The 26,344-nt window shown below is 70.7% G+C and carries 28 protein-coding genes; 14 read left to right on the forward strand and 14 right to left on the reverse strand.

Annotated elements, in window-relative coordinates:
* Nucleotides 1-28 precede the first annotated feature (28 nt).
* Nucleotides 29-2,092 (reverse strand): PhoX family protein, encoded by a 2,064-nt coding sequence (locus ACIBQ1_RS55730; RefSeq protein ID WP_397291094.1) that lies wholly within the window; start codon nucleotides 2,090-2,092, stop codon nucleotides 29-31.
* Between the two features lie 114 nt (nucleotides 2,093-2,206).
* Here ACIBQ1_RS55730 and ACIBQ1_RS55735 point away from each other — a divergent pair, with 114 nt between their 5' ends.
* Entirely contained in the window at nucleotides 2,207-2,644 is a 438-nt protein-coding gene (locus ACIBQ1_RS55735; protein ID WP_397291096.1) for a sterol carrier family protein, read from the forward strand.
* A gap of 4 nt (nucleotides 2,645-2,648) precedes the next feature.
* Here ACIBQ1_RS55735 and ACIBQ1_RS55740 read toward each other — a convergent pair whose 3' ends face one another.
* Nucleotides 2,649-3,644 (reverse strand): hypothetical protein, encoded by a 996-nt coding sequence (locus ACIBQ1_RS55740; RefSeq protein ID WP_397291097.1) that lies wholly within the window; start codon nucleotides 3,642-3,644, stop codon nucleotides 2,649-2,651.
* A gap of 228 nt (nucleotides 3,645-3,872) precedes the next feature.
* On the opposite strand from ACIBQ1_RS55740, the gene purF reads away from it, so the two are divergent.
* Entirely contained in the window at nucleotides 3,873-5,309 is a 1,437-nt protein-coding gene (gene purF / locus ACIBQ1_RS55745; RefSeq protein ID WP_397291099.1) for an amidophosphoribosyltransferase, read from the forward strand.
* 67 nt (nucleotides 5,310-5,376) lie between these two features.
* A complete protein-coding gene (purM, locus tag ACIBQ1_RS55750) occupies nucleotides 5,377-6,402 on the forward strand; it encodes a phosphoribosylformylglycinamidine cyclo-ligase (RefSeq protein WP_397291100.1) in 1,026 nt (341 codons plus the stop codon).
* A 52-nt stretch (nucleotides 6,403-6,454) separates the two neighbouring features.
* Here the strand turns inward: purM and ACIBQ1_RS55755 are convergent, their stop codons facing one another.
* Nucleotides 6,455-7,180, reverse strand: a complete 726-nt coding sequence (locus ACIBQ1_RS55755; protein WP_397291102.1) for a TetR/AcrR family transcriptional regulator C-terminal domain-containing protein — start codon at nucleotides 7,178-7,180, stop codon at nucleotides 6,455-6,457.
* Between the two features lie 105 nt (nucleotides 7,181-7,285).
* Here ACIBQ1_RS55755 and ACIBQ1_RS55760 point away from each other — a divergent pair, with 105 nt between their 5' ends.
* The 3 genes from ACIBQ1_RS55760 (at nucleotide 7,286) to ACIBQ1_RS55770 (ending at nucleotide 9,740) form a co-directional block, all read left to right on the forward strand.
* The gene (locus ACIBQ1_RS55760) at nucleotides 7,286-7,879 is read left to right on the forward strand and encodes an NADPH-dependent FMN reductase (protein ID WP_397291104.1); all 594 of its coding nucleotides are present in this window, start codon (nucleotides 7,286-7,288) and stop codon (nucleotides 7,877-7,879) included.
* A 6-nt stretch (nucleotides 7,880-7,885) separates the two neighbouring features.
* Nucleotides 7,886-9,412, forward strand: coding sequence for an MDR family MFS transporter (locus ACIBQ1_RS55765; protein WP_397291106.1), 1,527 nt, complete (start codon nucleotides 7,886-7,888; stop codon nucleotides 9,410-9,412).
* Nucleotides 9,413-9,581: 169 nt separating this feature from the next.
* The gene (locus ACIBQ1_RS55770; protein ID WP_397291107.1) at nucleotides 9,582-9,740 is read left to right on the forward strand and encodes a hypothetical protein; all 159 of its coding nucleotides are present in this window, start codon (nucleotides 9,582-9,584) and stop codon (nucleotides 9,738-9,740) included.
* A gap of 225 nt (nucleotides 9,741-9,965) precedes the next feature.
* On the opposite strand, the gene lpdA is transcribed toward ACIBQ1_RS55770, so the two are convergent.
* Both lpdA and ACIBQ1_RS55780 read right to left on the reverse strand, forming a co-directional pair.
* The gene (gene lpdA, locus ACIBQ1_RS55775) at nucleotides 9,966-11,345 is read right to left on the reverse strand and encodes a dihydrolipoyl dehydrogenase (protein WP_397291109.1); all 1,380 of its coding nucleotides are present in this window, start codon (nucleotides 11,343-11,345) and stop codon (nucleotides 9,966-9,968) included.
* 20 nt (nucleotides 11,346-11,365) lie between these two features.
* On the reverse strand, nucleotides 11,366-11,740 hold the full coding sequence (locus tag ACIBQ1_RS55780) for a tautomerase family protein (protein ID WP_397291111.1): 375 nt from the start codon (nucleotides 11,738-11,740) through the stop codon (nucleotides 11,366-11,368).
* 18 nt (nucleotides 11,741-11,758) lie between these two features.
* Here ACIBQ1_RS55780 and ACIBQ1_RS55785 point away from each other — a divergent pair, with 18 nt between their 5' ends.
* Genes ACIBQ1_RS55785 through ACIBQ1_RS55795 form a run of 3 tightly spaced genes read left to right on the forward strand, consistent with a single transcriptional unit; the run spans nucleotide 11,759 to nucleotide 14,042 of the window.
* Nucleotides 11,759-12,409: a response regulator gene (locus ACIBQ1_RS55785; protein WP_397291113.1), complete on the forward strand. Its 651-nt coding sequence runs from the start codon at nucleotides 11,759-11,761 to the stop codon at nucleotides 12,407-12,409.
* A 6-nt stretch (nucleotides 12,410-12,415) separates the two neighbouring features.
* A complete protein-coding gene (locus tag ACIBQ1_RS55790) occupies nucleotides 12,416-13,468 on the forward strand; it encodes a quinone-dependent dihydroorotate dehydrogenase (protein WP_397291114.1) in 1,053 nt (350 codons plus the stop codon).
* A gap of 19 nt (nucleotides 13,469-13,487) precedes the next feature.
* Nucleotides 13,488-14,042, forward strand: coding sequence for a GNAT family N-acetyltransferase (locus ACIBQ1_RS55795; RefSeq protein WP_397291116.1), 555 nt, complete (start codon nucleotides 13,488-13,490; stop codon nucleotides 14,040-14,042).
* 1 nt (nucleotide 14,043) lies between these two features.
* Here ACIBQ1_RS55795 and ACIBQ1_RS55800 read toward each other — a convergent pair whose 3' ends face one another.
* From ACIBQ1_RS55800 to ACIBQ1_RS55815, 4 genes are all read right to left on the reverse strand, one after another.
* Nucleotides 14,044-15,633 (reverse strand): beta-N-acetylhexosaminidase, encoded by a 1,590-nt coding sequence (locus tag ACIBQ1_RS55800; RefSeq protein ID WP_397291118.1) that lies wholly within the window; start codon nucleotides 15,631-15,633, stop codon nucleotides 14,044-14,046.
* Nucleotides 15,630-16,457, reverse strand: a complete 828-nt coding sequence (locus ACIBQ1_RS55805; protein ID WP_397291119.1) for an N-acetylmuramoyl-L-alanine amidase — start codon at nucleotides 16,455-16,457, stop codon at nucleotides 15,630-15,632. Before ACIBQ1_RS55805 ends, ACIBQ1_RS55800 begins: the two co-directional genes overlap by 4 nt.
* A gap of 96 nt (nucleotides 16,458-16,553) precedes the next feature.
* Nucleotides 16,554-16,802: a hypothetical protein gene (locus ACIBQ1_RS55810; protein WP_397291121.1), complete on the reverse strand. Its 249-nt coding sequence runs from the start codon at nucleotides 16,800-16,802 to the stop codon at nucleotides 16,554-16,556.
* A 215-nt stretch (nucleotides 16,803-17,017) separates the two neighbouring features.
* On the reverse strand, nucleotides 17,018-18,067 hold the full coding sequence (locus ACIBQ1_RS55815) for a LacI family DNA-binding transcriptional regulator (protein ID WP_355388792.1): 1,050 nt from the start codon (nucleotides 18,065-18,067) through the stop codon (nucleotides 17,018-17,020).
* A 147-nt stretch (nucleotides 18,068-18,214) separates the two neighbouring features.
* Here ACIBQ1_RS55815 and ACIBQ1_RS55820 point away from each other — a divergent pair, with 147 nt between their 5' ends.
* Nucleotides 18,215-18,865, forward strand: a complete 651-nt coding sequence (locus ACIBQ1_RS55820) for a TetR/AcrR family transcriptional regulator (RefSeq protein ID WP_397291123.1) — start codon at nucleotides 18,215-18,217, stop codon at nucleotides 18,863-18,865.
* A 175-nt stretch (nucleotides 18,866-19,040) separates the two neighbouring features.
* Here ACIBQ1_RS55820 and bldC read toward each other — a convergent pair whose 3' ends face one another.
* Together bldC and ACIBQ1_RS55830 are read right to left on the reverse strand one after the other, a co-directional pair.
* Entirely contained in the window at nucleotides 19,041-19,244 is a 204-nt protein-coding gene (gene bldC / locus ACIBQ1_RS55825; RefSeq protein ID WP_013133571.1) for a developmental transcriptional regulator BldC, read from the reverse strand.
* Between the two features lie 322 nt (nucleotides 19,245-19,566).
* Nucleotides 19,567-20,430, reverse strand: coding sequence for a hypothetical protein (locus tag ACIBQ1_RS55830; RefSeq protein ID WP_397291125.1), 864 nt, complete (start codon nucleotides 20,428-20,430; stop codon nucleotides 19,567-19,569).
* A 109-nt stretch (nucleotides 20,431-20,539) separates the two neighbouring features.
* Between ACIBQ1_RS55830 and ACIBQ1_RS55835 the strand changes: the two genes are divergently transcribed.
* Both ACIBQ1_RS55835 and ACIBQ1_RS55840 read left to right on the forward strand, forming a co-directional pair.
* Entirely contained in the window at nucleotides 20,540-21,619 is a 1,080-nt protein-coding gene (locus ACIBQ1_RS55835) for a Glu/Leu/Phe/Val dehydrogenase (RefSeq protein ID WP_397291126.1), read from the forward strand.
* Between the two features lie 151 nt (nucleotides 21,620-21,770).
* Nucleotides 21,771-22,001 (forward strand): DUF3073 domain-containing protein, encoded by a 231-nt coding sequence (locus ACIBQ1_RS55840; protein WP_397291128.1) that lies wholly within the window; start codon nucleotides 21,771-21,773, stop codon nucleotides 21,999-22,001.
* 90 nt (nucleotides 22,002-22,091) lie between these two features.
* Here the strand turns inward: ACIBQ1_RS55840 and ACIBQ1_RS55845 are convergent, their stop codons facing one another.
* The gene (locus ACIBQ1_RS55845; RefSeq protein WP_397291129.1) at nucleotides 22,092-22,925 is read right to left on the reverse strand and encodes an alpha/beta fold hydrolase; all 834 of its coding nucleotides are present in this window, start codon (nucleotides 22,923-22,925) and stop codon (nucleotides 22,092-22,094) included.
* Between the two features lie 84 nt (nucleotides 22,926-23,009).
* Here ACIBQ1_RS55845 and ACIBQ1_RS55850 point away from each other — a divergent pair, with 84 nt between their 5' ends.
* The gene (locus ACIBQ1_RS55850; protein WP_397291131.1) at nucleotides 23,010-23,567 is read left to right on the forward strand and encodes a CGNR zinc finger domain-containing protein; all 558 of its coding nucleotides are present in this window, start codon (nucleotides 23,010-23,012) and stop codon (nucleotides 23,565-23,567) included.
* On the opposite strand, the gene ACIBQ1_RS55855 is transcribed toward ACIBQ1_RS55850, so the two are convergent.
* Nucleotides 23,552-24,019 carry a DUF1772 domain-containing protein gene (locus tag ACIBQ1_RS55855; protein WP_397291133.1) on the reverse strand — a complete coding sequence of 156 codons (468 nt, stop codon included), beginning with the start codon at nucleotides 24,017-24,019 and terminating at the stop codon, nucleotides 23,552-23,554. The genes ACIBQ1_RS55850 and ACIBQ1_RS55855 overlap by 16 nt on opposite strands.
* Before the next feature lie 70 nt (nucleotides 24,020-24,089).
* Here ACIBQ1_RS55855 and ACIBQ1_RS55860 point away from each other — a divergent pair, with 70 nt between their 5' ends.
* Nucleotides 24,090-25,535: a hypothetical protein gene (locus ACIBQ1_RS55860; protein WP_397291134.1), complete on the forward strand. Its 1,446-nt coding sequence runs from the start codon at nucleotides 24,090-24,092 to the stop codon at nucleotides 25,533-25,535.
* Here the strand turns inward: ACIBQ1_RS55860 and ACIBQ1_RS55865 are convergent.
* Nucleotides 25,506-26,324, reverse strand: coding sequence for a hypothetical protein (locus tag ACIBQ1_RS55865; RefSeq protein WP_397291136.1), 819 nt, complete (start codon nucleotides 26,322-26,324; stop codon nucleotides 25,506-25,508). The two genes, ACIBQ1_RS55860 and ACIBQ1_RS55865, sit on opposite strands and share 30 nt — an antisense overlap.
* Nucleotides 26,325-26,344 lie beyond the last annotated feature (20 nt).

Consider the following 26,344-nt stretch of genomic DNA (forward strand, 5'->3'; position numbering starts at 1 on the left):
AACGCTATTGCCTCAAGTTAAGTTGAGGTCAAGCGCCGATCTTCTTGCCCTGGCCGTGCCAGATCACCGCGACCGACGGACGCGGCTGGTCGCCGTCGGGCCAGTGGCTGCTGGGGCTGTCGGGGGTCGCGCCGTCGGTCTCGCCGGGGTGCTGCACCGCGACGAAGACGCTGCGCTGGTCCGCGGTCACCAGCGGGCCGCAGGTCTCGGCGCCGAACGGGACGGTGAGGAACTGGCGCAGGTGGCCGCGGTCCTTGCCGCGTACGGGCATCACGAACATGCCGTCGTTGCTGCCGAGCTGGTTGCCGTCCGTGGCGATCCACAGGTTGCCGTCACGGTCGAACGCCACGTTGTCCGGGCACGAGATCGGCGAGACCTTGGTCTTGTCGTAGCCGGCGAAGTACGTGGCGGGGTCGTTCGGGTCGCCGCAGACCAGCGGGAGCGACCACGCGAACGCCTTCTCGCCCGCGTCGTCGCGCTTCTCGACGATCTCCAGGACGTGGCCGTGCTTGTTCGACGGGCGCGGGTTGGCCTCGTCCACCTGGGCCGCGGTGCGGTTGGTGTTGTTGGTCAGCGCCACGTACACGCCGCCGGTGACCGGGTTGCGCTCCATGTCCTCGGGGCGGTCCATCTTGGTCGCGCCCACCTTGTCGGCGGCCAGGCGGGTGTAGACCAGGACCTCGGCGGCGGTCATGCCGTCCACGTACGACTTGTTGCCCGAGACCAGCGGGATCCACTCACCCGAGCCGTCGAACCCGCCGTCGGAGGGCAGCTTGCCGCTCCCGTCGATCTCGGAGGCGGGGCTGTTGCCGGTGAACTTGGCCACGTACAGGGTGCCCTCGTCCAGCAGCGTCCGGTTGTGCCGGTCGAAGCCGGGGATGTAGCGGTTCTTGGAGACGAACTTGTAGATGTACTCGAAGCGCGAGTCGTCACCCATGTAGACGACCAGGCGGCCGTCGCGGGCCAGCGTGGTGTTGGCGGCCTCGTGCTTGAAGCGGCCGAGCGCGGTGCGCTTGATCGGCGTGGAGTCGGGGTCGAACGGGTCGATCTCCACGACCCAGCCGAACCTGTTGGCCTCCTGCGGGTGCTTGGCCAGGTCGAAGCGCTCCTCCACCCGGTCGAACCTGCGGCTGCTCGACGGGGTGCCGGTGGTGATGGTGTAACGGGTGATGTACGGCTTCTGCTCGGCGGGCACCTTGTCGCCGTTGACGAAGTACTGGTCGAAGTTCTCCTCGGCGGTCAGCACGGTGCCCCAGGGGGTGGTGCCGCCCGAGCAGTTGTTCAGCATGCCGACGGGGTTGCGTCCCTGGGGGTCGGCGGCCGTCTTGAGCAGGTCGCTCCCGGCCGCGGGGCCGGAGAACTTCATGGGGGTCTGGGCGGTGATGCGGCGGTTGTAGCGGCGGCGGCCCCTGGTGACCAGCTTCCACTCGCCGGCGCCGGCCCGCTCGACCTCCACGACCGAGCCACCGTGCGCGGCCAGCGCGATCTTGATCTGCTCCTCGGTCGCGGCGGCGCCGCCCGTGTAACCGCGGAACATCAGGGCCTCGTTGGTGTACTCGTGGTTCACCCACAGCAGGCCACGGTCGCGGCCCATCGGGAGAAGCATCACGTAGTCGCAGTTGTAGCCGAACTGCTTGGCCTGCGCGTCCGCGGTCTGGTTGTCGAAGTCGAAGGCCGGCGCTCCGGACACGACGGGGTCACCCCAGCGCACGACCACGGAGGAGCGGTAGCCGTCGGGGATGGTCAACTTGTCGTCCTTGTTCGGCGCGACCGGGGTGAACCGGAGGTCGCCGGAGGTCCCGCCACGGGCGAGCTCAGCGGCTTGCGTCTCGGGGTCGTCGGCCAGGGCCGGCACTGCCCCCGCGATGCCCGCGCCCGCCACCAGGGCGCCGAGCGCACCGGCGCGCAGCACGCCGCGGCGCGACAGCGCCTCCTTCACCACGTCACCGAAATAGGTGTTGTCACTGGTGTTCGCCACGTCATGCGCGCACGCGTTCCCGCAGCGGAACTGACACGTCATCGCGGAGCGACCGCCCTTGTGCGGGGTGGTGAGCAGCGGTAGCAGCCGCCCGCCCGCATTCGAGTTCGCCACAGATCCTCCATAAAAGTGCGCGGTTGTACGGCGGGGACGCTACGGCCGCTGTCAAAACCGGAGGTGAACGATGACCTCCGTCTTGATGAACGCTTCCAGGGAGACAATGGTGGGGTGCCACCACGCAAACTGGATCAGGAAAAGCTGAGATCGGCGCTCGACGGCCAGCTCGTCGCCCTCGACGAGCCTCCGTACGACGGTCCCGCGTCATCGCTGCCCGACGCGCTCGTGGCCGTGGTGCTGGCCGCCTACGACCGGGGGGTCGAGCCCGAGCGGGCCGCGGCCAGGCAGGCGGTGCGCTATCTGCTCGACCGGCTGGCGACCGCCGCGCCCGGCAGGACCGTGGAGGTACGCGTGCCGCCGTACGCCGCCGTCCAGGCCGTCGAGGGGCCCCGGCACACCAGGGGCACGCCGCCGAACGTGGTCGAGATGGACGGGCGCACCTGGATGGAGCTGGCCCTGGGCCGCCTCACCTGGGCGGAGGCGATGGCGAAGAACCTGGTGTCCGCCAGCGGGTCGCGGGCGGACCTGTCAGAGCACCTGCCGCTCTAGCTTCCTACCTGCGGCCGCCCATCCAGGGGAACTTGTCCTGGAAGCACTTGTCCGCGAGCGGGCTGGGCAGGGGGGCGCACTCCTGCACCACCCTCCAGAACCAGATGGCCACGATCGCGAAGAGGACCAGCGAGAGCCCGCTGATCACGATGCCGGCGACGGCGCGGCCCTTGCCGACGCGCTTGGCGAGCGCCACGCAGCCGAAGACGATCGACAGGATGGCGGTGATCAGGCCGGTGAAGCAGACGAAGACGAGAAAGGGGCTGGCCACGCCGAGCACCAGCGACGCCGTGGCCAGGCCGCTGCCCGGCTGGGCCCGCTGGTAGGGGGCGCCGTAAGGGGGCGGGCCGTAGCCGGGCGGGCCGCCGTACGGGCTGGAGGGCGTCGTGCCGGGGACGGCCGGCTCCTGCGGCGAGGTGCCTCGGTAGGTGCCGCCGTCGTCCGGCGCTCCCTCGTCCGGCGCCAGGTAGGGCGGCCGGTCGCCCTGCTCGTACCGGGAGGGCGCCGGCCTGGCCGGCGGCTCACCCTGAGCGCCTCCCCAGCCCGGGTACGGCGGAGTGGCCCCGGGGATCGGATACGCCTGGGTCTCCTCGGCATCTCCCCTGGCGGGCGGCATGACCTGGGTCTCCCCGGTGTCACCCCGGGTGGGCGGTATGACCTGGGTCTCCTCGGCATCGCCTCCCGTGGGCGGCGGGGCCTGGGGCCTCCCGGCGTCGCCCTCCGTGGGCGGCGGGGTCTCCGGAGAGGTGGGCAGGTCGGGATGGGTCGGCTCGCCGCCCGGCCTGGGCTCGTGCGTGGGCGGCACGTCGGGCCGGGGCACGACGGGCGGCGCGGGGGCGATCGGCTCCTCGCCCTCCTGAGCGGGCTCCCGCCGTTCCTCCTCCGACTCGCCGTCGCGCCACCACTCGGGCGTGTGCCGGCCGGGCTCTTCCTCTTCCCGACGGCCTTCGCTCGGGTCCTGCCCCGGGCGGGGCTCGTTCGGGTCCCCAGGTGTGGTCATGCGTCTCCCCGACGGGTTCTACTGCCGGATACTTCACCCTTTCGCGGAGAGGGTCGGCTAAACCACGCGACACGGTAAAAGGCCCTCGATACTTGGGTCATCGTGTGCCAAAACCGCAGGCACTTCCCCAGGCTCACGCTGCCCGAACGGGCCGGACGCCATCGAGGAGGGCTCTGATATCGCCCCCAAGTGTGCGAGCACAGATGCGGCCAACCTAAACTGAGGCATGTGCTGAAGGGCGACGGCCGGCTCGGCCATGACCTGGACCTCGATGACCGCGCTCCTAAAGACGCGTGTGGCGTCTTCGGCGTCTGGGCTCCGGGCGAGGAAGTTTCCAAACTCACCTACTACGGGCTGTACGCGTTGCAGCACCGCGGCCAGGAGTCCGCGGGCATCGCGGTCAGCGAGGGCAGCCGCATTCTCGTCTACAAGGACATGGGCCTCGTCGCCCAGGTCTTCGACGAGTCGGTGCTCAGCACCCTGCGCGGCCACCTGGCCATCGGACACTGCCGCTACTCCACCACCGGATCGAGCGTGTGGGAGAACGCGCAGCCCACGCTGAGCTCCACCGACGTCGGCGGCCTCGCGCTCGCCCACAACGGCAACCTGATCAACACCCCGGAGCTGGCCCAGCGCCTGGCCCCGGGCTCCACCCGCGCGACGACCGACACCGAGGTCCTGACCACGCTGCTCGCGCAGGACCGCACGCGTTCCATCGAGGACTCGGCGGCGGAGCTGCTGCCGCAGGTCAAGGGCGCCTACTCGCTGGTGTTCATGGACGAGAAGACGCTCTACGCGGCCCGCGACCCGCAGGGCATCCGCCCGCTGGTCCTGGGCCGGCTGGAGCGCGGCTGGGTGGTGGCCTCCGAGACGGCCGCCCTCGACATCGTGGGCGCCACGTTCGTCCGCGAGATCGAGCCGGGCGAGATGCTGACCATCGACGAGCGCGGCGTCAAGTCGCGCCGCTTCGCCCTGGCCGAGCCCAAGGGCTGCCTCTTCGAGTACGTCTACCTCGCCCGCCCCGACACCACCATCGCCGGGCGCGGCGTCCAGGTCACCAGGGTCGAGGTGGGCCGCGTGCTGGCCCGCGAGCACCCTGTCGAGGCCGACCTGGTCATCCCCACGCCCGAGTCCGGCACCCCGGCGGCCGTCGGCTACGCCCAGGAGAGCGGGATCCCCTACGGGCAGGGGCTGGTCAAGAACTCCTACGTGGGCCGCACGTTCATCCAGCCCTCGCAGACCATCCGCCAGCTCGGCATCCGGCTGAAGCTCAACCCGCTGCGCGAGGTGGTCGAGGGCAAGCGGCTGGTGGTCGTGGACGACTCGATCGTGCGCGGCAACACCCAGCGGGCCATCGTCCGGATGCTGCGCGAGGCCGGGGCCAAGGAGGTGCACGTACGCATCTCCTCGCCGCCCGTGGCCTGGCCGTGCTTCTACGGCATCGACTTCGCCACCAGGGCCGAGCTGATCGCGGGATCGCTGTCGGTCGAGGAGATCCGCGCCTCGCTCGGCGCCGACACGCTCGGCTACATCTCCCTGGAGGGCCTGACCAAGGCCACCACCATTCCGGCGGAGCGCCTGTGCCGGGCCTGCTTCGACGGCTCCTACCCGATCCCCATCGACCAGGACAACGTGGGCAAGTTCGTGTTGGAGAGCAAAGCGTGAGCGAGCGTAGCGAGCGAACCAATGAACACGGCAGTACTGTACTCACGCTGCCGACGAAGGAGGCCGCGTGAGTAGTTACGAGGCCGCGGGCGTCGACATCGCGGCGGGCGAGCGCGCCGTCGACCTGATGAAGAGCAAGGTGGCGCGCTCGCGGCGGCCCGAGGTGGTCGACGACGCCAGCGGGTTCGCCGGGCTGTTCGACGCCTCGGCGCTCCTGCGCTACGAGCGGCCGCTGCTCGCCACCTCCACCGACGGCGTGGGCACCAAGGTCATGATCGCCCAGCGCTACGGCAAGCACGACACCATCGGCATCGACCTGGTCGGCATGGTCCTCGACGACCTGGTGGTGTGCGGGGCCGAGCCGCTGTTCATGACCGACTACATCGCCTGCGGGAAGGTGGTGCCCGAGCGCGTCGCCGAGATCGTCGGCGGCGTGGCCGAAGGCTGCCGCCTGGCCGGTGCCGCGCTGGTGGGCGGGGAGACGGCCGAGCACCCCGGGGCCATGGGGCCGGACGAGTACGACCTGGCGGGCGCCGGGACGGGCGTCGTGGAGGCTGCCGCCATGCTGGGGTCCTCCCGGGTCGTGGCGGGTGACGTGGTGCTGGGGCTGGCCTCCTCCGGGATCCACTCCAACGGCTACTCCCTGGTGCGCCACGTGCTCCGCGAGGCCTCCCTGTCGCTCGACGCCGTCCTGCCCGAGCTGGGGCGCCCGCTGGGCGAGGAGCTGCTGGAGCCGACCCGGATCTACTCCCTGGACTGCCTGGAGCTGGCCCGGGCCGTCGACGTGCACGCCTATGCCCACATCACCGGCGGCGGCATCGAGGGCAACCTGTCGCGCTCGCTGCCGGACCACCTGGACGCCGTGCTCGACCGGTCCTCCTGGACGCCGCCCGCCGTGTTCGGGGTGCTCGCCGGGCACGGGCAGATCGCCCAGAAGGACATGGACCGCACGTTCAACCTCGGGGTCGGCATGGCGGCCATCGTGGCCGCCGAAGCGGCGGACGAGGCCGTCAGGGTGCTGGGGGCACGCGGGCTGGACGCCTGGGTGCTCGGGGAAGTGGTGCCGGGCGAGGGCCGCGCCCGCTACCGGTAGACCTTTGGACGCCCAGCCTGGCGGCTCAGACTCAGACGCCCAGCCTGGCGGCTCAGACGCCCAGCCTGGCGGCGATGCCGTCGAGGACGTAGTCCAGGCCGGTCTCGAACCGCCAGAGCTCGTCGTCCTTGCGGGCGGCCGTCTTCAGGTAGCTCTCGAAGGCGGGGTAGCGCCCGGTCTGGATGTGCCAGCTCATCTGCGGCGCGAGCTCGCTGCGCAGCTCGCCGCCGTCGGCATGGCCCTGCTGGGCCATGAAGCTCCGCACGGCGATCTCGTATGCCATGGCGCCGGTCGCGTACGCGTCCACGGCGCGGAACACGCTCATCATCGCGTCGGAGTCGAGGCCCGACCCGGCCAGGGCCGACAGGGAGCGTTCGGTGACGGCCATGCGGCGCGGGGTGAGCGCGAGCATGGCCTGCGGGGACAGCTGGGCCAGCCACGGGTGCCGCAGCGTCATCTCGCGGGTGCCGTGGCCCAGCGCCCGCATGGTCTCGCGCCAGCCGAGGCCCTCGGGCAGCCGCAGGTCCTCGTAGACGTGGTCGACCATCAGCTCCAGCAGCTCGTCCTTGCCTGACACGTACCGGTAGGGCGCCATGGGCGCCACGCCCAGCTCGGTGGCCAGGCGGCGCATGGTGACGGCGTCCAGGCCCTCGGCGTCGGCGATCCCGACCGCCGCCGTGGCGATGCGCCCCGGCGTGAGGGTCTGCCGGGGGGCCGGAGCCGGACGTTCCAGGCGCGCCCAGAGCGGTTCGCGCGGTTTCTCTTTCTCGACGGCCATGCGGCTCCCCTTCCGTTCGTGATACAGCGTATCCGAAGTAGACAACGTACACTCTCATGTGTACGTTGTATCTCAATCAATACGCCGTACACTACGGGAGTCCCCATGAACGACAACCCGCTCAAGATCGCCGTCATCCTCGGCAGCACCCGAGACGGCCGCCTCGGCACGGTCGTGAGCACCTGGATCGTCGACCAGCTCGCCCAGCGCGGCGACATGGAGGCCGACCTCATCGACCTGGTCGAGACTCCGCTGCCGACCGTCTTCCCGGTCCTCGGCCAGCCTCCTGCCTCCCAGCAGGCCAGAGACCTGCTGGCCGCGGTGTCACCGCGGATGGCGGCGGCCGACGCCTTCGTGATCGTCACGCCCGAGTACAACCGCAGCTTCCCCGCCGCGTTGAAGAACGCCATCGACTGGCACGGCCCGGAGTGGCACGCCAAGCCGGTTGCCTTCGTCTCCTACGGCGGCTTCTCCGCCGGGACCCGCGCGGTCGAGCAGCTGCGCCTGGTCCTGGCCGAGCTGCATGCGGTCACCATCCGTGACAGCATCGGCTTCCAGCGCGTCTGGGAGCAGTTCGACGGCGCGGGCAAGGCGGTCGACCCGGCCGTCGAGCCCGCCGCCAAGGTGATGCTGGACCGGCTCGCCTGGTGGGCGCAGGCCCTGCGCGAGGCCAAGTCCGTCCGGCCGTACGCGGCGTGACGCGTCATGACCCGATCTCTTTACGTCGGCGTGTTCGGCCTGCTGCTCGGCATGTTCCTGGCCATGCTGGACGGCCTGATCGTGGGCACCGCGCTGCCCACGATCGCGGGCGACCTCGGCGGCCTGGACCGCCTGCCCTGGGTGGTCACCGCGTACCTGCTCGCCACGGCGGCCACCACCCCGATCTGGGGCAAGGTGGGCGACCTGTTCGGCCGCAAGGCGACCTTCATCGGCGCGATCGTGCTCTTCCTGGCCGGGTCAGGGCTGGCCGGCCTGTCACAGGACATGAGCCAGCTCATCGCCTTCCGCGCCGTACAGGGGCTCGGCGCGGGCGGGCTCATGGTCGGGGCGCTGTCCATCATCGGCGTGCTGGTGCCGCCCCGCGAGAGCGGCCGGCTGCAGTCGATGATCGGCGTCATCATGCCGATCGCGTACGTCGGCGGGCCGCTCCTGGGCGGCCTGCTCACCGACTACCTGAGCTGGCGCTGGACCTTCTACGTCAACCTGCCCGTCGGCGCCCTCGCGCTGCTGATCATCGCCACCCGGATCCACCTCCCGCCCGCCGAACGCGTCAGACCCCGCATCGACTACGCCGGCGCGGCCCTGCTCACCACCGCCATCGTGGCCCTGACCCTGCTGGCCGGCTGGGCGGGCACCGCGTACGCCTGGACCTCACCCCAGATCCTCGCCCTGGGCGCGCTCGCCGTGGCCACCCTGGCCGGATTCGTCGCCGTCGAACGCCGGACCGCCGAGCCCGTCATCCCGCCCCGGCTGTTCGCCGACCGCGACTTCACCCTCGCCCAGGTCCTCAGCTTCCTCGTCGGCGCCGCCATGGTCAGCGTGACCAACTACCTGCCCCAGTACATGCAGTTCGTCCAGGGCGCCTCCCCTGCGGCGGCCGGCATGCTGCTGCTGCCGCTGATGTTCGGCATGCTCGCCGCGCAACTGCTCACCGGCCGGCTCATCAGCCGCGACGGCCGCTACCGCCGCTACCCGATCCTCGGCGGCGCCCTCATGACCGCCGGCTCCCTGGCCCTGCTCCTGCTCGACGCCGCCACCCCCGCACCCGCCGCCTCGGCGCTCACCCTCGTCATCGGGACGGGCATCGGCCTGGTGATGCAGAGCACGACGCTGATCACGATCAACAGCGCCGACCCGCGCGACATGGGCGCCGCCAGCGGCACGGTCACCCTCCTGCGCACCGTCGGCGGATCACTGGGCATCGCCGTGCTCGGGACCCTGTACGCGGCCCGGATGCGCACCCACCTGACCGACCGCCTCGGCCCCGGCACGGCCGACCGGCTGGAGCGGGGCGGCGAGCTGACGCCCGGCTCGCTGCCGCACCTGCCCGCCCCCGTGGCCGACGCCGTCCGCGAGGCCGTCACCAGCGGCCTGCACGCCCTCCTCCTCGGCGCCGCCGCCCTCGCGGCGATCTCCTTCGCCGCTTCCTGGCTCATCCGCGAGACCCCCCTCCGCACCGAACCCGCACCCCGGCCTGACTCCGAGCCGGCGGGCCTGCCCCGGAAAGCCTGAGCTCAGGCTGTTCGCCCAGGAATTCCACCCACGTCGCGCTCGCACGCGCATCCGCCTTGGCGCGTGCCTGCGCGGCCGGCTTCTCCGGCAGCTCATCAGCGGTGATCACGGCATCTCCGGAAGGGAGCCCGGAATAGGGGCAGCGGCTTTCGCGGGATGGCCCGGGGGGATGATGTTCAAGCTGTGGGATGCCGTCGAAGACGCCATTCTGACGTGGGAGGAAGCCGGTCGGCCCCACCAATCCGGCTTCGGGCTGACGGTTACGCCCGAGGCGCAATGGGTGTGGCTGGGCGAGCCTGACGGGCCTTCCTGGACGTTGCCCGCCTAGCGCCAGAAGTGGCCCTTTGAACGCGGCCCACAGCCGGGGGAGCGTGAGGGGGCCGGCAGGCCACCTCACCCGGGATCGGGGCTTCGCCCCGATCCCCCATCAGCACGCCCGAGCGTCAGCGAGGACCGCGCCTTTGGGGGATCGAAAGGGGGCTCGCCCCCTTGGGAGGCAGGGTCCGAACCAGCGCATAGCGCCTCGTTGGTGAGGACCCCGGGAGTCGGGCGATCACATGTTGATCATGTGGCCGGCGAGGCCGTGGATCGCCTCCTTGACCGCTTCCCCGAGTGTCGGGTGCGCGTGGACGTTGCGGGCGACCTCGTGCACGGTCAGGTCCCACTGCTGGGCCAGGGTGAGCTCCGGCAGCAGCTCGGTGACCTCGGGCCCGATCAGGTGGGCGCCGAGCAGCTCGCCGTGCGTGTTGTCGCTGATGATCTTGACGAAGCCGTTCGCGTCGCCCAGGCCGTGGGCCTTGCCGTTCGCCGTGAACGGGAACTTGGCCACCTTCACGTCGTAGCCCAGGTCGCGCGCCTGCGCCTCGGTGTAGCCGAAGCTGGCCACCTGCGGCTGGCAGTACGTGGCCCGCGGGATCATCACGTAGTCGAGCTCCATGGTCTCCGCCTCGCCGATCGTCTCGGCGGCGATGATGCCCATGGCCTCCGCGGCGTGCGCCAGCATCAGCTTGGCGGTGACGTCGCCGATGGCGAAGATGTGCGGCACGTTCGTACGGCACCGCCCGTCGACCGCGATGGCGCCCCGGTCGGTGAGAGCCACGCCCGTCTTCTCCAGGCCGTAGCCCTCGACGCGCGGCTGGAACCCGATGGCCTGCAGCACCTTGTCGGCCTCGAGCACCTGCGTCTGGTCGCCCCTGGTGACGGTGACCTTGACGGAGGCGCCGGTGTCCTCGATGGCGTCCACGCGGGTCGAGGTCAGCACCTCGATGCCGAGCCGCTTGTAGCGCTTGGCCAGCTCGGCCGACACCTCCGCGTCCTCCAGCGGCACCATCCGGTCGAGGAACTCCACGATCGTCACCTTGACGCCGTAGTTGTGCAGCACGTACGCGAACTCCACGCCGATGGCGCCGGCGCCCGCGATGATGATGCTCTCCGGCAACTCCTCGGTGAGGATCTGCTCCTCGTACGTCACCACGCGCTCGGACAACCGCGTGCCCGGGATCACGCGGGTGGTCGCCCCCGCCGCGATGATGCAGTTGGAGAACGTGATCGTCTCGCCGTTCACCTGGAGCGTGTTCGCGTCCAGGAACGTGCCGCGACCGTCGTACTCCGTGATGGCGTTCTTCTTCATCAGGTAGTGAACGCCCTTGACCCGCCCGTCGGCCACCTTGCGGCTGCGCTGGAAGGCCGCTCCGTAGTCGAAGGTGACCTGGCCGCTGATGCCGAACGTCTTGGCCTCGTGGTTGAAGATGTGGGCCAGTTCGGCGTTGCGCAGCAGCGCCTTGGACGGGATGCAGCCCACGTTCAGGCAGACGCCACCCCAGTACTTCTCCTCGACGACCGCGGCGCGCAGCCCGAGCTGGGCGGCGCGGACGGCGGCCGTGTACCCTCCCGGACCCGCGCCGAGAACGACGACGTCATAGTGAGTGCTCATGAGTCGGACCATACCGTCAGCTAGACCTCGACCTTGTACGAGAGGGTGAGCTCGTCGGCGGGCACCCCGCGGATCCCCCAGTTCGCCTTGGGCATCTCGATGATCGTGATCTCGACGTCCTCCGGATCGTAGCCGGATTTTTCGTAGATTTCCCGGATCAGGGCCCGCTTGGCGTCGTCGCTGCGCCCTGTGAAGCAGATCACCTCGATGATGAGGTAATCGTCACTGCGCCCCGGGCAGACGAAGTCGTCCTCGTCGAGCAGCAGGAACCGGTGGAACCGCTTCTCCGGCGGCAGCCCCCAGGCGCTCACCAGGCACGACTGCACCAGGTCCGAGATCTCCCGCTGCCGTCCGGCCCACACGTCCCTGCGCCCGTACACCTTCACCTGTGCCATATCGGCAATATAGAGGGCGTGATCCGTCTACTCCTGGCCGACGACGAGGCCATGATCCGGGCCGGGGTCAAGGCGATCCTCTCCTCCGACCCGTCGCTGGAGGTGGTGGCCGAGGCCGGCGACGGCAGGCAGGCCGTCGACCTGGCCATCAGCCACCGCCCCGACGTGGCGCTGCTCGACATCCGCATGCCCAGGCTCGACGGCCTGGGCGCGGCGAGCGAGATGCGCCGGGTCGCGCCGGACACGGCCGTGGTGATGCTGACCACATTCGGGGAGGACGACTACATCGCCAAGGCGCTCGACATCGGGGCGAGCGGGTTCCTGCTCAAGTCGGGCGACCCGCGCGAGCTGATCGCCGGGATCCACGCGGTGGCCGACGGGGCCGCGTACCTGTCGCCCAGGGTCGCCCAGCGGGTGATCGCGCAGCTCGCGGGCGGCAGGATGAGCAAGGGCGCGCTGGCCCGCGAACGCGTCAGCGCGCTCACCGACCGCGAGAGAGAGGTGCTGGCCCTGCTCGGCGCGGGCATGTCCAACGCCGAGATCGCCCGCGAGCTGCACATCGTCGAGGGCACGGTCAAGGCGTACGTGAGCGCCATCCTCACCCGGCTCGGCGTCCGCAACCGGGTGCAGGCCGCGATAATCGCCCACGAGGCCGGGTTGGTAGCCTGACCCGTGATGTATCGCCTCGTGTTCACACAGGTCCTGCGGCGTTTCGACGCCGAGGCCGTGCACCATCTCACCGTGAGCGCCCTCGCGCTCCTCGCGCGGCTGCCCGTGGTCAAGCGGTTGCTCTTCCGCGTGCTCGCGCCCCGCGACCCGGCCCTGCGGGTGACCGCGTTCGGCGTGCACTTCCCGGGCCCGCTCGGCCTGGCCGCCGGGTTCGACAAGGACGCCGCGTGCGCCGAGGGCATCGCCGCGCTCGGCTTCGGGCACGTCGAGGTCGGCACGATCACCGCGCACGCCCAGCCGGGCAACCCGCGCCCGCGCCTCTTCCGGCTGCTGCCGGAGCGCGCGGTGATCAACCGGATGGGCTTCAACAACGCCGGGGCGACCGCCGCGGCCCGCAGGCTGCGCCGCGCCCGCGGCGTCCCCGTCGTGGTCGGGGTGAACATCGGCAAGACCAAGGTGGTGCCCGAGTCGGAGGCCGTGGCCGACTACGTGGCCAGCGCCAGGGAGCTCGCGCCGCTGGCCGACTACCTCGTGGTCAACGTCAGCTCGCCCAACACCCCGGGGCTGCGCAACCTTCAGGCGGTCTCGCTGCTGCGTCCGCTGCTCACGGCGGTCAAGAAGGTCGCGGACGGCACGCCCCGCCCCACCCCGCTGCTGGTGAAGATCGCGCCCGACCTCGCGGACGAGGACGTCGACGCGGTCGCCGACCTGGCGGTGGAGCTGGGCCTGGACGGGATCATCGCCACCAACACCACGATCAGGCACGGCGGCGAGACGGGCGGGCTGTCGGGCCGCCCGCTCAAGGGCCGCTCGCTGGAGGTGCTCAGGCGCCTGCGCGCCAGGGTCGGCGACCGGCTCACGCTGGTGTCGGTCGGCGGGGTGGAGGACGTGGACGACGTCTGGGAGCGCCTGCTCGCCGGGGCCACCCTGGTCCAGGGCTACACAGGCTGGATCTACGGCGGCCCGCTGTGGGCCTCGCGCATCCACCGCCAGCTCTCCAGGCGCGTACGCCGCCACGGCCTCAAGTCCGTCACCGACGCCATCGGCCGTACGGCCTGAATCCCCTATCGTGGAGCGAATGATCGAAGAGGTATCCCTGGCGGACGGCGTCGTTCTACGGCCGGCCGCCGAGCAGGACGTCGAGGCCCTGGTACGCGCCTACGACCGCAACCGTGACCACCTGAAACGGTGGGAGCCTCGCAGGCCCGCCGAGTTCTTCACCCTTGAGGGGCAGGCCAAGCGGCTCAAGGACGTGCTGGAGCAGCAGGCGCAGGGCCGGGCGATGCCGTGGGTGCTCGCGGACGGCGACGAGGTCGTGGGCCGCGCGACGCTCAGCGGCATCGTCCGCGGCCCCTGGCTGAGCGCCGACCTCGGCTACTGGGTGGACGGCGACTACACCGGGCGCGGCCTGGCCACCGGCACCGTGCGGGAGGTGTGCCGGATGGCCGACGAGGAGCTGCGGCTGCACCGGATCGCGGCCAGCACCCTGCTCGACAACGCGGCCTCGCAGAACGTGCTGGTCAAGACCGGCTTCGAGCCGTACGGCACCGCCGACCGCTACCTCGAGATCGACGGCAGGTGGCAGGACTGCCGCCTCTTCCAGCGCATCCTCAACGACCGCCCGGCCACCTGAGTCACACGCTGGGGCGGGTCGACTCCGCGTCGTGCGTCATGCTCTCGATGTGGTCCATCGCCTCATGGACGCGCAACACGCCCGGCCGGTGCGGACGCCGCCGCTGCCACGGGTGCGGCCCCGCCGGCGGGCGGTACTCGACCCCGAGCGCGTCCAGCCGCCCCAGGTGCTCCTCCAGCCGTCCCGTGAAGCCGTCCGTGGGACCGGCCCACGCGACCTCCGCCAGCGCGCACGCCCGCGGCCACAGGCGGTAGTCGACCATGCGGGCGTCGGGCACCCGCTCGGTCCAGAGCTGCGCCTGGGCTCCCAGGACCCGGGCGCGCTCCTCCTCCGTCCAGGAGGCCGGCGCGGGCTCGAAGGCGGCCACGTCCGAGACGGTGATGGCGTCGCCGATGGCCATGGGCTCGTCCGCCGAGGCCGCCTCGGCCCAGTCGAAGTACAGCGGGAACACCGGGGTCGCCACCACGTCGTGCCCGGCCGCCGCGGCCCGGCGGCCCACCCCCATGCCGCGCCACGGCATCACCACGGTGTCCTCCCGCAGCCCGCCGCTGACGAACGCCTCGTCCCACACCACGGTCCGCGCGCCCCGCTCGGCCAGCGCGTCCGCGAGCCGCCGCAGGAACCACGCCTGCAGGTCGTTGGAGGTGGCCAGCCCGAGCGAGTCGCGGTAGGCGATGATCTCCGGGGACTCGCCCCAATGGTCCAGCACGACCTCGTCGCCGCCGATGTGCACGTACGGGGTCTCGCCCAGCGCCCCGATCAGCTCGTCGAAGATCGTGGTCAGGAACTCGACGGTCGGCGGCAGCGGCGACAGGATCGCGGAGGAGATGCCCCACCGGTCGAGCACGTCGTAAGGCTCCCCGGTGGCCCCGAGCGCCGGGTAGGCTGCCAGGATCGCCGACGCGTGACCGGGCACGTCGATCTCGGGGACGATCGTGACGCACCGCGAGCGGGCGTACGCGCCGATCTCGGCCAGGTCGTCGAGCGTGTAGTAACCCCCGTGCGGCAGGTCGTCGTACGTGTCCGGCTCCCGCCAGAAGTTGGTCGCCGTGCGCGGCCGGTGCGAGGAGACCTCGTGCAGCAGCGGGTACGCCCTGCTCTCCACCCGCCATCCCTGATCGTCCACCAGGTGCAGGTGGAGGCGGTTGAGCTTGTGCATCGCCATCAGGTCGAGCAGGCGCAGGATCTCCCGCTTGGGGAAGAAGTGCCGCGCCACGTCCAGGTGCAGCCCGCGCCAGGCGAACCGCGGCGCGTCCTCGATCCGCACCCCTGGAACGGACCAGGAGGCCCCGCCGGAGAACCGGTAGGAGGCGGCCGGCAGCAGCTGGTGCAGCGACTGCGCCGCGTAGAACGCCCCCGCCCGCCCGCCGGCCACGATCTCGACGCCCCGCGAGCCGGCCGTCAGCCGGTACGCCTCCTCGCCGAGCGCCGGATCCCGCCGGACGTCTATCTCACCCGCGTCGCCGGGCCGCAGGTCGAGCAGCGGGAGCGCGAGGCGTACGGCGTCCACCAGGTCGCCGGACACGGTCGCGCCCGAGGTCAGCTGGAAAGAACCGGAAAGATCGCTGAGCAGCTCAGGGCGAGGAATCATGCTTTGAGATAGTGCTGCAATCCGTTCGCCAGCGCCACCGCGATCTTCTGCCGGAAGCTCGGGTCCTGGAACTTGGCCGCCTCGGCGGCGTTGCGCATGTTGCCGCACTCGATGAAGATCTTCGGCACCGTCGACAGGTTGAGGCCGCCGAGGTCGTTGCGGTAGTCGAGCGCGTCGCGACCGACGTAGGTGGAGTAGGGCAGGCCCGTGCCCTTGGCGAACGCGTCGCGCACGTCGATGCCGAGCCTGCTCGACGCGGCCACGACCTTGTCCACGGGGCCCTTGATCTTCTTCGGCATGATGACGTGGAAGCCGTGGTTGGCGGGGGCCGAGCCGTCGCCGTGGATGGAGATCGCGGCGTTGGCGTGGGCCCTGTTGCCGATCGCGGCGCGTTCGGTGATGCACGGACCCACGCCGTTGTTGCCCGCCCTGGTCAGCTTGACCGTGGCCCCGCGGGCTTCGAGGATCTTGACGAGCCGCTTGGAGACGTCCCAGGTGAAGGCGGCCTCGCTGTAGCCGCTGTTGGTCGCGGTGCCCGTCGTGTCGCAGGGCTTCCACTTGGTCAGCACGTTGACCATGCGGTTGACGGCCTTGGGGTCGCGGTAGTTGCCGCCGTTGTGGCCCGGGTCGATCACGACGACCTTGCCCTCCAGCGGCTTGGCGTCGGGCGGGGACTGCTTTGCGGGAGTCTGCTCCGCGGCGGTCTGCTCCGCGGCGGTCGCGGGAGCGGCCTGACCTGCCGCGGCGCCACCGGTGCCGGTGCCGCCACACGCGGAGGCGATCAGGCCGCAAACGACGAGGACTGAGGCTGGCAGAGCACGCATGGGTTCCAACTTACGGCAAACCCGGAGCTCGAACCCGTCTTATGCCAACCACGGCTGGTGGAGGGGAATCGTACGTCCTGGAGGGGCCTCGGGCCCTCACCAGACGCGCTCGCCGACCTCCTGGCGCTCCAGCAGGGCGGCCAGCTCCCGCGCGTCCTCGGCGTCGAGCCCGAGGACGACGCGGGGCCGGCCCCACGGGTGGTCGAGGGAGTGGGCGACGTAACTGGCGACCGACTCCGCGGCGCCGTCGACGCCCCGCCCCCTCCCCGCCCGCCAGTGGCCCCAGGCGCGCTCGAGCTCGGCCGCCGCGCGCTGGGCGCAAGACACTAGTTCCGGATCACGCATGACTGTTCCCCCGGATCAGACCGTGACCGGACCGAATCCGGCCACAATTAGCATGACCCTGACGAGTAAACAGCCGCGCGGCCGCTTCTCCGCGCGGCTTGACCCAGCCTTGAGGGTTTGCGAACAAGAAACCTGCTCCAGCAGACCGCCGCCCTACTGTCGTGCGCGCGATTCTCGCCACAGCGGCGGTCGGCTTTGCAGATTTCTCATTCGACTTAGGCCGGACCCGTGCTACGTCGCACGATCAGCTCGGGGCGGATCTCACGCAGGCGCGAGACCTTGGCGGGGTCCCCGATCCGGTCGCTCAGCAGCGCCGCCGCCGACCTTCCCATGGTGCGGCGGGGCTGGTCGACCGAGGTGAGCGAGATGTGGTGGGAGGCCGACAGGTGCGTGTTGTCGTAACCGACCACCGAAAGGTCTTGCGGGACTCGCAGGCCCAGTTCGCTCGCGGCCGAGAGCACGCCGAGCGCGACCACGTCATTGGCGGCGAAGATCGCCGTGGGCCTCGGGTCGCGGGTGAGCAGCGCCATCGCCGCCTCCCTGCCGCCCTCCTCGGTCGAGTCCGCGGCCTCGACCATGATGTACGGCGCCAGCGAGTGCCTGCGCATGGCCACGAGGTAACCCTCGCAGCGCGACGAGCGCCGGCCCTCGATGTGCGCGATGCGCTTGTGGCCCAGCTCGACCAGGTGGTCGATGGCCAGGCGAGCGCCGAGCTGGTCGTCGTCGACCACGATGTCGACTCCGTCGAGCTCGATGTCACGTTCCCCTACGACGACGGTCGGGGTGTAGGCGGTGGCCTCGATCAGCGTCTCGCTGGTCGGCGCGATGCCCAGGAGGATCAGCCCGTCCACCCTGAGCTCGAGGAAGGCCTCGACGGCCTCGTCCTCGAACGCCGGGTCCCACTGGCTGTTCCCGATGAGCATGCGCAGGCCGTCGCCGTGCAGGCTCTCCTGCAGACCGTCGAGGAACTCCGCGTAGAACGGATTGTGCAGGTCGGCGACGAGCGCGCCGACAAGATGCGTACGGCCTTCGACCAGGCTCCGCGCGACCGCGTTCGGCCGGTAGCCGAGTTCGCGGGCGGCCTGCAGCACGGCCTGGCGCCGGTGCTCGCTCACGTGCGGGGATCCGCGCAGCACGAGAGAGACCAGCGATTTCGAGACGCCGGCTCGTTCGGCGACGTTGCGGATTGTCGGTCTGGGCCGAGGCAGCGTGTCTACCTCTCTGAGCTCGGTGATGGTGGAAGTGTTGACGGGCGGTCCTGACATGTGTCTCCCCCGCGATGCGGATATGGGCACCTGTCTGACCAAACGATCGAGTTCGCCGCAGGGTACGGCCTTCTCACTGTTTGACTCAGGGAATCATCGTCAGTCGACCCGGGGAACGGGCGGCACGGCGTCGGCTACTGTGCAGGTGTGACACCCGGGAAGTCAGCCGACACGGCACGGCCGGCGCGGCGCAGGCTCAGCGTCGACCGGCGTCGCGAGGAGTTGATGGCGGCCGCGCTAGAGCTGTTCAGCACCCGTGACGCGGAAGACGTCTCGATCGACGACGTGGCCTCGGCGGCGGGCGCTTCGCGGGCCCTCGTCTACCACTATTTCGGCGGCAAGCAGGAGCTCTACGTGGCCGCGCTGAAGAGCGCGGCGGAGCAACTGGAGTCCCGGCTCCGCCCCCATGAGGGCGGCCGGCCGGTCGAAGAGCTGGCCTCAGGGCTCAGGCGCTACTTCGACTTCGTCGAGGAGCACGCGGCCGGGTTCGCCGCGTTGCTGCGCGGGGGGCCCGCCAACAGGGCGGGCGAGGTCGGCGAGATCGTCGACGGCGTACGCCGGCGGCTCTTCCGCCAGATCCTGAAACAGATGCGCGTCGAGGAGGCCAGCCCGGTGCTGCGCGCGACCCTGCGGTCGTGGATCGCCTCCGTGGAGACGGCCGGGCTCGACTGGCTGGAGCATCGTGACATAGAGCGACCGACGCTGGAAAAGATGCTCGTCGATCACATGGGCGCGCTGCTCCGCGTGGCCGCCGCCTACGACGGCGACGTGGCCACGCTGCTGGAACGATTCAGTTAGCCGCACTCATCGCCTCGCTGCGTGAGGCGGCTCGGTCGCTCGGATCCGTCGCGGAAGGATGGCGCCGGGCGGGCGGCGCCAACTCTCCCATGCGACGTTGTGTCGTCACAGCGGTGGACCAGGCCGTCGGCCTGGCTCACCCTCAACCCCCCTGAGGATCCGTGACGACCCTCACCTACTCCGAGCGCTGCTGCGGAATGCCCGCGAGCAGTGCCCGGACCTCGGTCTCCCGGTAACGCCGATGACCGCCGAGGGTGCGAATCGACGTCAACTTACCCGCCTTGGCCCACCGCGTAACGGTCTTGGGGTCGACCCTGAACATGGTCGCGACCTCAGCGGGCGTGAGCAGTGGCTCGGCCTCGGGTGTACGAGCTGACATTTGTGCGGCCTCTCCTCCGTGTGGACCGGCTTAGCGATCCTGTGACTGCCTTTGCGCGTGTCACGGATGTCCCCCTATGGCACAGAGCGTGCGGCTTTTCTGAGCCATATGCGGCATCACCCGATGTGACCATACCGCCACGCAGAGCGATTGGCGAGCCCTTCTTTGACCCAACTGCCCGCCCCCGTGGCGATGTCACGCTCGGTGATTCTAGCGACACGGTTCGTGGTATCGCAGTGAAAACGGCAAACTACTCAGTTCGCAGAAGAGAGCAGCCGTGAGACGTGACCTACTCATGCAGGTCAGACGGTCGCATTGAGCCTCAGTTGGCAGATTCCAGCTGTTGCATTGACTTCCACCGGAGGATCACTCTCTGGTACATGGCGTAGGCAAGTTCTTCTTGACCCGTGTCCAGGCCCGTCAGGGCGGCCGACAGCTCGGCGACCGACTGATCCGCCTGCAGCGCGTCGTCGTCCATGAGGTGGACGAGGCCGCCGTAGTCGAGCTCGACCAGCGAGTGCGGGTGGAACTCCTCCAGCCACCTGGCGACGTCCTCCACGTCGAAGTTGGCGGACACGTCGCCCAGGTGCCTGCGCAGCACGTTGAGCGCCCTGGCCGCCCGCCTCCTGGCCTGTGCCATGGAGGTGACGTAGATGAGGTTGCGTCCGGTAGCGGTCGTCACGTCCTGTCCCGGGTTGGCGGAGCCGAGCACCAGCCAGCGCTCGTTTCCATCAAACGGCACGAACCACGATGGCGGCACATGCCACGCCGTGGTGCGAATGTGCGTACGCAACGCGGACGAACCGGCCTGCCGCTTGTACCGGTCGAAGTCGTCGGCCACCTGGTCGGCGATCGCCTTGGGCACCAGGCGGTCCATCATCTTCACAGGAGTGCTGCCACGCAGCCTTGAGAACGCCAGCCACGAGCGCAAACGGGTTTGCCAGGGGCAGACGTACAACCGGTCCTCAACACGCCGCAGATAGGCGTTGGGGCTCTCCTGGGCGGGAACGGGTTGAGGGGGCATGCCGAGGAGGCGCATCACCGACTCGCCGTGCTCCGCATTGAGCGCGTTCGCGCGGCGCGGGCGGTCACGTGAGTCGGCGTAGTCGGCCCACACCTTGCGCTCGGGTTCGGCGAACGCGGTCAGTGGCTCATAGACGCGGAGGTAGGCGGCATAGGGCAGCACGGAGGCATCGTGTCATGAAGCGAACCTGCGTGCACCGTTGTGACGCTTACTACGCTGTGAGGTGATCTCCGCCGCAAAGGTGCGGCGGACCGGACAGGGAGTCACTACCGTGACCGACGTCTTCGGCTCGTCCCAAAAGGACGTCCACGAGCAGGTCGTGTTCTGCGCCGACGAGCAGAGCGGCCTGCGTGCCATCATCGCCATCCACAACACGGCCCTGGGCCCGGGGCTGGGAGGCACCCGCTTCTATCCGTACGAGAGCGAGAGCGCGGCCCTGGCCGACGTGCTCAACCTCTCCAAGGGCATGTCCTACAAGAACGCGCTGGCCGGGCTCGACCTGGGCGGCGGCAAGGCCGTGATCATCGGCGACCCGGCCCACGACAAGAACGAGGCGCTGCTGCGCGCGTACGGGAGGTTCGTGCAGTCGCTCGGCGGGCGCTACATCACGGCCTGCGACGTGGGCACCTACAGCGCGGACATGGACGTCATCGCCCGCGAGTCCCGGTTCGTGACCGGCCGCTCGCCGGCCCACGGCGGGGCGGGGGATTCGTCCATCCTCACGGCGTTCGGCGTGTTCCAGGGCATGCGGGCCTCGGCCGAGCGCGTGTACGGCACGCCGTCGCTGCACGGCAGGCGCGTCGGCGTCGAAGGGGTCGGCAAGGTGGGTCACCGCCTGGTCGATCTCCTGCGCGAGGACGGCGCCGAGGTCGTGATCTGCGACGTCGACCCCAAGGCCGTCGAGCGCGTGCGCCTGCGCCACCCGGAGGTCGACGTGGTGGCCGACGCGGCCGAGCTGTCCGGATCCGACATCGACGTGTTCGCGCCGTGCGCGCTGGGCGGCGCCCTCGACGACGCGACGGTCGCCAGGCTCCGGGCGAAGATCGTCTGTGGCGGGGCCAACAACCAGCTCGCCCACCCCGGGGTCGAGAAGCAGCTCGCCGAGCGCGGCATCCTCTACGCGCCCGACTATGTCGTCAATTCGGGAGGGGTGATCCAGGTCGCCGATGAGATCGAGGGCTTCGACATGGAACGAGCCAGAGCGAAGGCCGCCCAGATCTACGACACGACTCTGAAGATCTTCCGAATCGCTGCCGATGAGGGCGTTCCTCCCGCCGTCGCAGCGGATAGGCTAGCCGAGCGCAGAATGTCGGAAGTCGGGCGTATTCGGGCCATTTGGCTGGGCCGCTGACGCCCCACGCCCATACGACGTACCGAGCTGGGCACAAAACAGGTACGGTAATAGGCGAACGATAGGCTGACGCCCAAAGAGAAGCGGCGTCAGTGTGTGGTGCGTTAGCGACGAGGGGTCGGGGACGACCCCACACGAGGGGGTCGAGCCAATGGGGCGCGGCCGAGCAAAGGCCAAGCAGGTCAAGGTTGCTCGCCAGCTGAAGTACAACAGCGGTGGCACGGATCTTGACCGTCTTCGCGATGAACTCGGGGTCGGAGACTCCAGCAGCAATGACGACGCCGACGACCTCAACGATGAGCTGGCGGATCGCTATGCCGATTACGCCGATGACTATGGCGCCGGAGACGACGACGACGGCCGTCCTCCCGGCCGCCGATAGCCGTTCCTGGTTGACGTGACGAGGGCCCGGCGCTCGCGCCGGATCCTCCTTCACGCTCGTCGGGCCCCACGGGCGACCGTGGGGCTTTCGTCATGTGGTCGTCCTTTCCAGGAAGCCCGCGACGACCGGCGCGATCTCCGGCAGCTTCTCCTCCAGCGCGAAGTGGCCGGTGTCGAAGACGTGCACCTCCGCCTCGGGCACGTCCCGCCGGTACGCGTGGGCGCCCGGTTCGAGGAAGATCGCGTCTCCCCGCCCCCAGAGCACCAGCGTGGGCGGGCGGTGCCGGCGTAGCCAGGCCTGCCAGTCCGGGTAGCGCGCGAGGTTCCCCGCGTAGTCGCGGGCGAGGGCCAGCTGTGCTTCCTTGCGTCCCGGCAGGTCCAGGAAGTGCTGGTCGAGCGTCCATCCGTCGGGCGCGACGAGGGCCGGGTCCGTCGTGCCGTCCTCGTACTGGCCACGGGTGAACGGCAGCGTGAACAGCTCCTCGGACGGCGCCTTGACGGCCTGGCGCGCCACCTCGGACAGCCCCTCGTCGTACGCGTTGGCGTTCTGCGCGATGAGCCCCGCGATCCACTCGGGATGCCGCTCGGCCACCCGGAACCCGACGGGCCCGCCGAAGTCGAACGCGTACAGCACGAACGGCCCGAGCCCGATCGCCCGCACGAACCCCTCGACGACGTCGGCCAGCCGGTCGAAGGAGTACTCGAACCCGTCGGGGGTCCGCGTGTGCCCGAACCCGGGATAGTCGGGCGCGACGACCCGGTGGCGGGTGCCCAGCGCGTCCATGAGCCGCCGGTACTGGTGCGACGCGGACGGGAACCCGTGCAGCAACAGCAGCGGGACCCCGCCTTCCGGCCCCGCCTCCCGGTAGAAGACCTGAACCCCCTCGACGTCCACGAACCCGTGCCTGACGTATGGGATCTCCATCTCACATGCCTCTTTCTCGCGAAGACGCATTAGTTATAGCCAAAACGATCTAATGGGTCAACACTTGGAGATAGCATTAGCGCCATGGAGTTGCTGACGGGTGAGCCCCTGGCCCTGGATCTGGTCAACACGCGGACCCGCGACCACGACGCCCTGGCCCGGGCCGCCGACTTCAACGACTGGCTGGCCAGGCAGTCGGACCGCCTCACCCTGCCCGACGCGCCCTTCCCGGCCGCCGATCTGGCCGCCGTCCGCCGGCTGCGCGGCCACGTGGAGGCGGCCCTGGAGGCCGCCCGCCAGGCCGTGCCCGCGCCGCCCGGCTCGATCGCGGCGATCAACGACGCCCTGCGGCTCGCCCCGCCGTACCCTCAGCTGGAGCCGCGGGGAGTCGTCTTCGGGAGCGTCACGCGGCGGGACGGCAGCGACGTGACCCGCCTCCTCACGCAGCTCGCCGAGGCGGCCGTGGACCTGCTGACGGACCCCGGCGTGGGCAAGGTCCGCTCCTGCGAGGCCCCCGACTGCCGCCTGCTCTTCCTCCCGGCCCACCCCCGCCGCCGCTGGTGCTCACCGACGCTCTGCGGCAACCGGATCCGCGTCGCCCGCTACTACCAGCGGCACAAGCCGGATCACTCCCAGACGTAGAGCGCGGCGCCCAGGAGGGCGACGGTGAGCACGCAGGCCCAGCCGCGCACGTGGTTGAAGCGGGTCCAGCGCGGCGAGTAGCCGGGCCAGTCGAGCTCGCCCGCGTCGATCGCGTTGTTCAGCGGTATGTTCACCACGCTCGTCACCACGATCGAGCCGAAGAAGGCGACCAGGGAGGCCGCGACGGCCAGGATGCCCGGCAGGCTGCCGGGCCCGGCCACGAACAGCAGGATCCCGGCGACCAGCGCGAGGAGCGGCGCCAGCGCGAACGTGGACAGGAACGCCGGATTGAGGATCTTCCGGTTGATGCTGCGCATGACGGCTTCCGCCTGGTCCTTGTCGACGGCGTCGAGGGCCGGCATCACCGACGTCGAGAACGCGAAGTAGACCCCCGCCATGAGGCCGTTGAGCACGAGGGCGAGGATCGCCACGATGGCCGCGAGTACGTCCATGCGGCAATGATCCCCCGTGGGGGAAATCTTTTCCACGGGGTTGTCGCCGGCTGTTGCTACCCTGCCGGGCATGCTGGAGATCGGTGACGTCGTGGCCATGCCGCTGCCGCTCGGCGGGTTCGGCGCGTGCCAGGTGACGGCGGCGGGCGACGAGCTGACGGTGTGCGTGTTCGACTGGCACTCCGACGCGGTGCCCGCGCTCGACGACCTGCGCGGGGCCGGCCCGCTGATCATCGACCACCACAGCTGGGAGGGCGTGCCCCAGATCCTGTCCGTCGACGCCTCCGCCCCGCTGCCACCCGGTTTCGTCCGGCTCGGGCGGCTTCCGGTGGGCGCCGGCATGCCACGCTCGACCAGCGCGTACGGCGCCTGGCCCGCCCTGAGCGTCCAGGTCGTCCTCCAGCGGCAGTGGGACCTGCGGGTGCCCGACGAGGTCAAGGCCGCCTACAAGAGCGCCGCTCCCGGCCAGATCGAGGCCGACTTCGGCGGCCGGCGCATCCGCAGGCCCGCCATGGTCTCCGGGCTCGACCTGCGGGAGCTCCACGGCGAGGTGCGCTGGGCCGGGCTGGACGCGCTCCCCCGGGTGACCTCGCTGACCTGGGCCGGGCCCGACCGCGGGCTCGCGGCCGCGCTGTCGTCCCGGCCGATCATCACCGCCCTGCACTGGGCCGGCCCGCCCGAAGAGGTCGATCTGGGCGGGACGCACCTCAACGAGCTGACGTTCGCCGAAGGCTCGCCGCGCCGGCTCGTCCTGCCGCCCACCCTGACCCGCCTGCGCCTGGGCGCGGACGGGCCGCCGCCCGAGCTCGTCACGGCCGCCGCCGGCGGGCGGTGGATCCGCCTGACGACCCGCTCCGGCGTCCCCGCCGGGCTGGGCGGGGTGCGCGAGGTGGCGATGGAGGTGGCCGGCGACGTGCCGCTCATGGCGCTGGACGGGCTCGCCGAGCTGGAGTCGCTGCGGATCCAGTGGCTGCGCCCGCACGGCGGGCTCACCGGCACGGCCGCGTTCCCCAAGCTGCACACGCTGGAGCTGATCGACGCGTACGGGGTCGAGGCGTCGATGCTGCCCCCGCCCGGCGGCGCCCTGCGGCACCTCGGCGTCGCCTCGCTCAGGAGCAGCCAGAGCGGGCCCATCAAGCGGCGCTACAGGGGCTCGGAGGTGCGGGTCCGGCTGCGCGGGGCCAAGTCGGACAAGTGGCTGGCCGCCAACATCGACAATCCGCTGCGTAACTGGGTCGACGACGACCGGCGGGCGGGGGCGGCGGCGTGCCGGGCCTACACCGTGGCCTCCGAGGCCATCGGGCGGCTGAGCGCCGACGACCCGGGCGGGGTGGCCGACGCCAGGCAGACGCTGCGGGAGTTCGTCGACAGGCTCAACGGCCTCGACGGCCGGCACGGGCTGATCGACACGTTGCGGCGGGAGGAGGCGGGCGACGCGTTCATGGCGCTGGCGGCGCTGGCGGGCGTGCCCGCGGGCGAGGCCGGGTCATGGTTCGACGAGTGGCGCGATTTCTGACGCCAGCGTCTGGCCCGCCTCGACCGCCTCGCGCAGGCTCCTGGCCAGCGTGTCCGCCTGCTCGGTCAGGTCGCGCAGCCCCTCGGCGTCGCCGGTCTGCGCCAGCAGGTCCCGATACCTGTCGTTGCTCTGCTGCAACTCCTGGGCGCGCAGGGCCGAGTCGGCCGCCTTGACGCGGCCGGCATAGACCTCCAGCTCCCACACCCGCTCGGTGACCGCCGCCACGGAGCGCCGCAGGGCCTCCTGCTGGGGTTCGAGCACGGCGGCCAGCTCGGGCGTCATCATCTCCGCCCGCGCCTCGGCCTGCTCGGCCCGCAGCTCCGTCTGCGTACGCAGGAGGCGGGCGATGTGCCACAGCCGCTCGGGCAGCACGACGTCGTTGGCGACGGTGTCGAGCAGACCCAGGCGGTTCACCCGGGAGCCGGTCACCTCCATGATCGCCTGTCTGGCCCTGGCCAGCAGCGTGAGGGCCTGGGAGTCCAGCTCGGCGGGAAAGACGTGACGCTCGCCGCCCTTCCGCTCCGGCTCGGGCAGGGACAGGCCGATGTAGAGCACGGTGACGAGGAACACCATCAGGCCCGCCATCGCCGCCGACTCGTGGTCGGTCTGTAAGGCCCCGACGGCGAACAGCGCCCCGCTCAGCCCCGTGACCCCCGCCGCGGCGGCGAACAGGCGTCTCATCCACCGCGGCGGCGCGGGGTCCCGGCGGCCGAGCAGCAGCGCCCGGACACCGAAGATCCGCCGTCGCTCCCGCCGGGAGGCGGCGGGGTCCACGATCGGTTCGTCCATACGCGACGCCTCCCCCACTA

The sequence above is a fragment of the Nonomuraea sp. NPDC050153 genome, assembly GCF_044460125.1.
GTDB lineage: Bacteria > Actinomycetota > Actinomycetes > Streptosporangiales > Streptosporangiaceae > Nonomuraea.

Bases quoted from the DNA above. Each gene is read 5' to 3' on its own strand.
- ACIBQ1_RS55740 (WP_397291097.1), bottom strand. From the start codon at position 3,644: ATGACCACACCTGGGGACCCGAACGAGCCCCGCCCGGGGCAGGACCCG.
- ACIBQ1_RS55755 (WP_397291102.1), bottom strand. From the start codon at position 7,180: ATGGCCGTCGAGAAAGAGAAACCGCGCGAACCGCTCTGGGCGCGCCTG.
- ACIBQ1_RS55760 (WP_397291104.1), top strand. From the start codon at position 7,286: ATGAACGACAACCCGCTCAAGATCGCCGTCATCCTCGGCAGCACCCGA.
- ACIBQ1_RS55765 (WP_397291106.1), top strand. From the start codon at position 7,886: ATGACCCGATCTCTTTACGTCGGCGTGTTCGGCCTGCTGCTCGGCATG.
- ACIBQ1_RS55770 (WP_397291107.1), top strand. From the start codon at position 9,582: ATGATGTTCAAGCTGTGGGATGCCGTCGAAGACGCCATTCTGACGTGG.
- lpdA (WP_397291109.1), bottom strand. From the start codon at position 11,345: ATGAGCACTCACTATGACGTCGTCGTTCTCGGCGCGGGTCCGGGAGGG.
- ACIBQ1_RS55780 (WP_397291111.1), bottom strand. From the start codon at position 11,740: ATGGCACAGGTGAAGGTGTACGGGCGCAGGGACGTGTGGGCCGGACGG.
- ACIBQ1_RS55790 (WP_397291114.1), top strand. From the start codon at position 12,416: ATGTATCGCCTCGTGTTCACACAGGTCCTGCGGCGTTTCGACGCCGAG.
- ACIBQ1_RS55795 (WP_397291116.1), top strand. From the start codon at position 13,488: ATGATCGAAGAGGTATCCCTGGCGGACGGCGTCGTTCTACGGCCGGCC.
- ACIBQ1_RS55800 (WP_397291118.1), bottom strand. From the start codon at position 15,633: ATGATTCCTCGCCCTGAGCTGCTCAGCGATCTTTCCGGTTCTTTCCAG.
- ACIBQ1_RS55805 (WP_397291119.1), bottom strand. From the start codon at position 16,457: ATGCGTGCTCTGCCAGCCTCAGTCCTCGTCGTTTGCGGCCTGATCGCC.
- ACIBQ1_RS55810 (WP_397291121.1), bottom strand. From the start codon at position 16,802: ATGCGTGATCCGGAACTAGTGTCTTGCGCCCAGCGCGCGGCGGCCGAG.
- ACIBQ1_RS55815 (WP_355388792.1), bottom strand. From the start codon at position 18,067: ATGTCAGGACCGCCCGTCAACACTTCCACCATCACCGAGCTCAGAGAG.
- bldC (WP_013133571.1), bottom strand. From the start codon at position 19,244: ATGTCAGCTCGTACACCCGAGGCCGAGCCACTGCTCACGCCCGCTGAG.
- ACIBQ1_RS55840 (WP_397291128.1), top strand. From the start codon at position 21,771: ATGGGGCGCGGCCGAGCAAAGGCCAAGCAGGTCAAGGTTGCTCGCCAG.
- ACIBQ1_RS55845 (WP_397291129.1), bottom strand. From the start codon at position 22,925: ATGGAGATCCCATACGTCAGGCACGGGTTCGTGGACGTCGAGGGGGTT.
- ACIBQ1_RS55850 (WP_397291131.1), top strand. From the start codon at position 23,010: ATGGAGTTGCTGACGGGTGAGCCCCTGGCCCTGGATCTGGTCAACACG.
- ACIBQ1_RS55855 (WP_397291133.1), bottom strand. From the start codon at position 24,019: ATGGACGTACTCGCGGCCATCGTGGCGATCCTCGCCCTCGTGCTCAAC.
- ACIBQ1_RS55860 (WP_397291134.1), top strand. From the start codon at position 24,090: ATGCTGGAGATCGGTGACGTCGTGGCCATGCCGCTGCCGCTCGGCGGG.
- ACIBQ1_RS55865 (WP_397291136.1), bottom strand. From the start codon at position 26,324: ATGGACGAACCGATCGTGGACCCCGCCGCCTCCCGGCGGGAGCGACGG.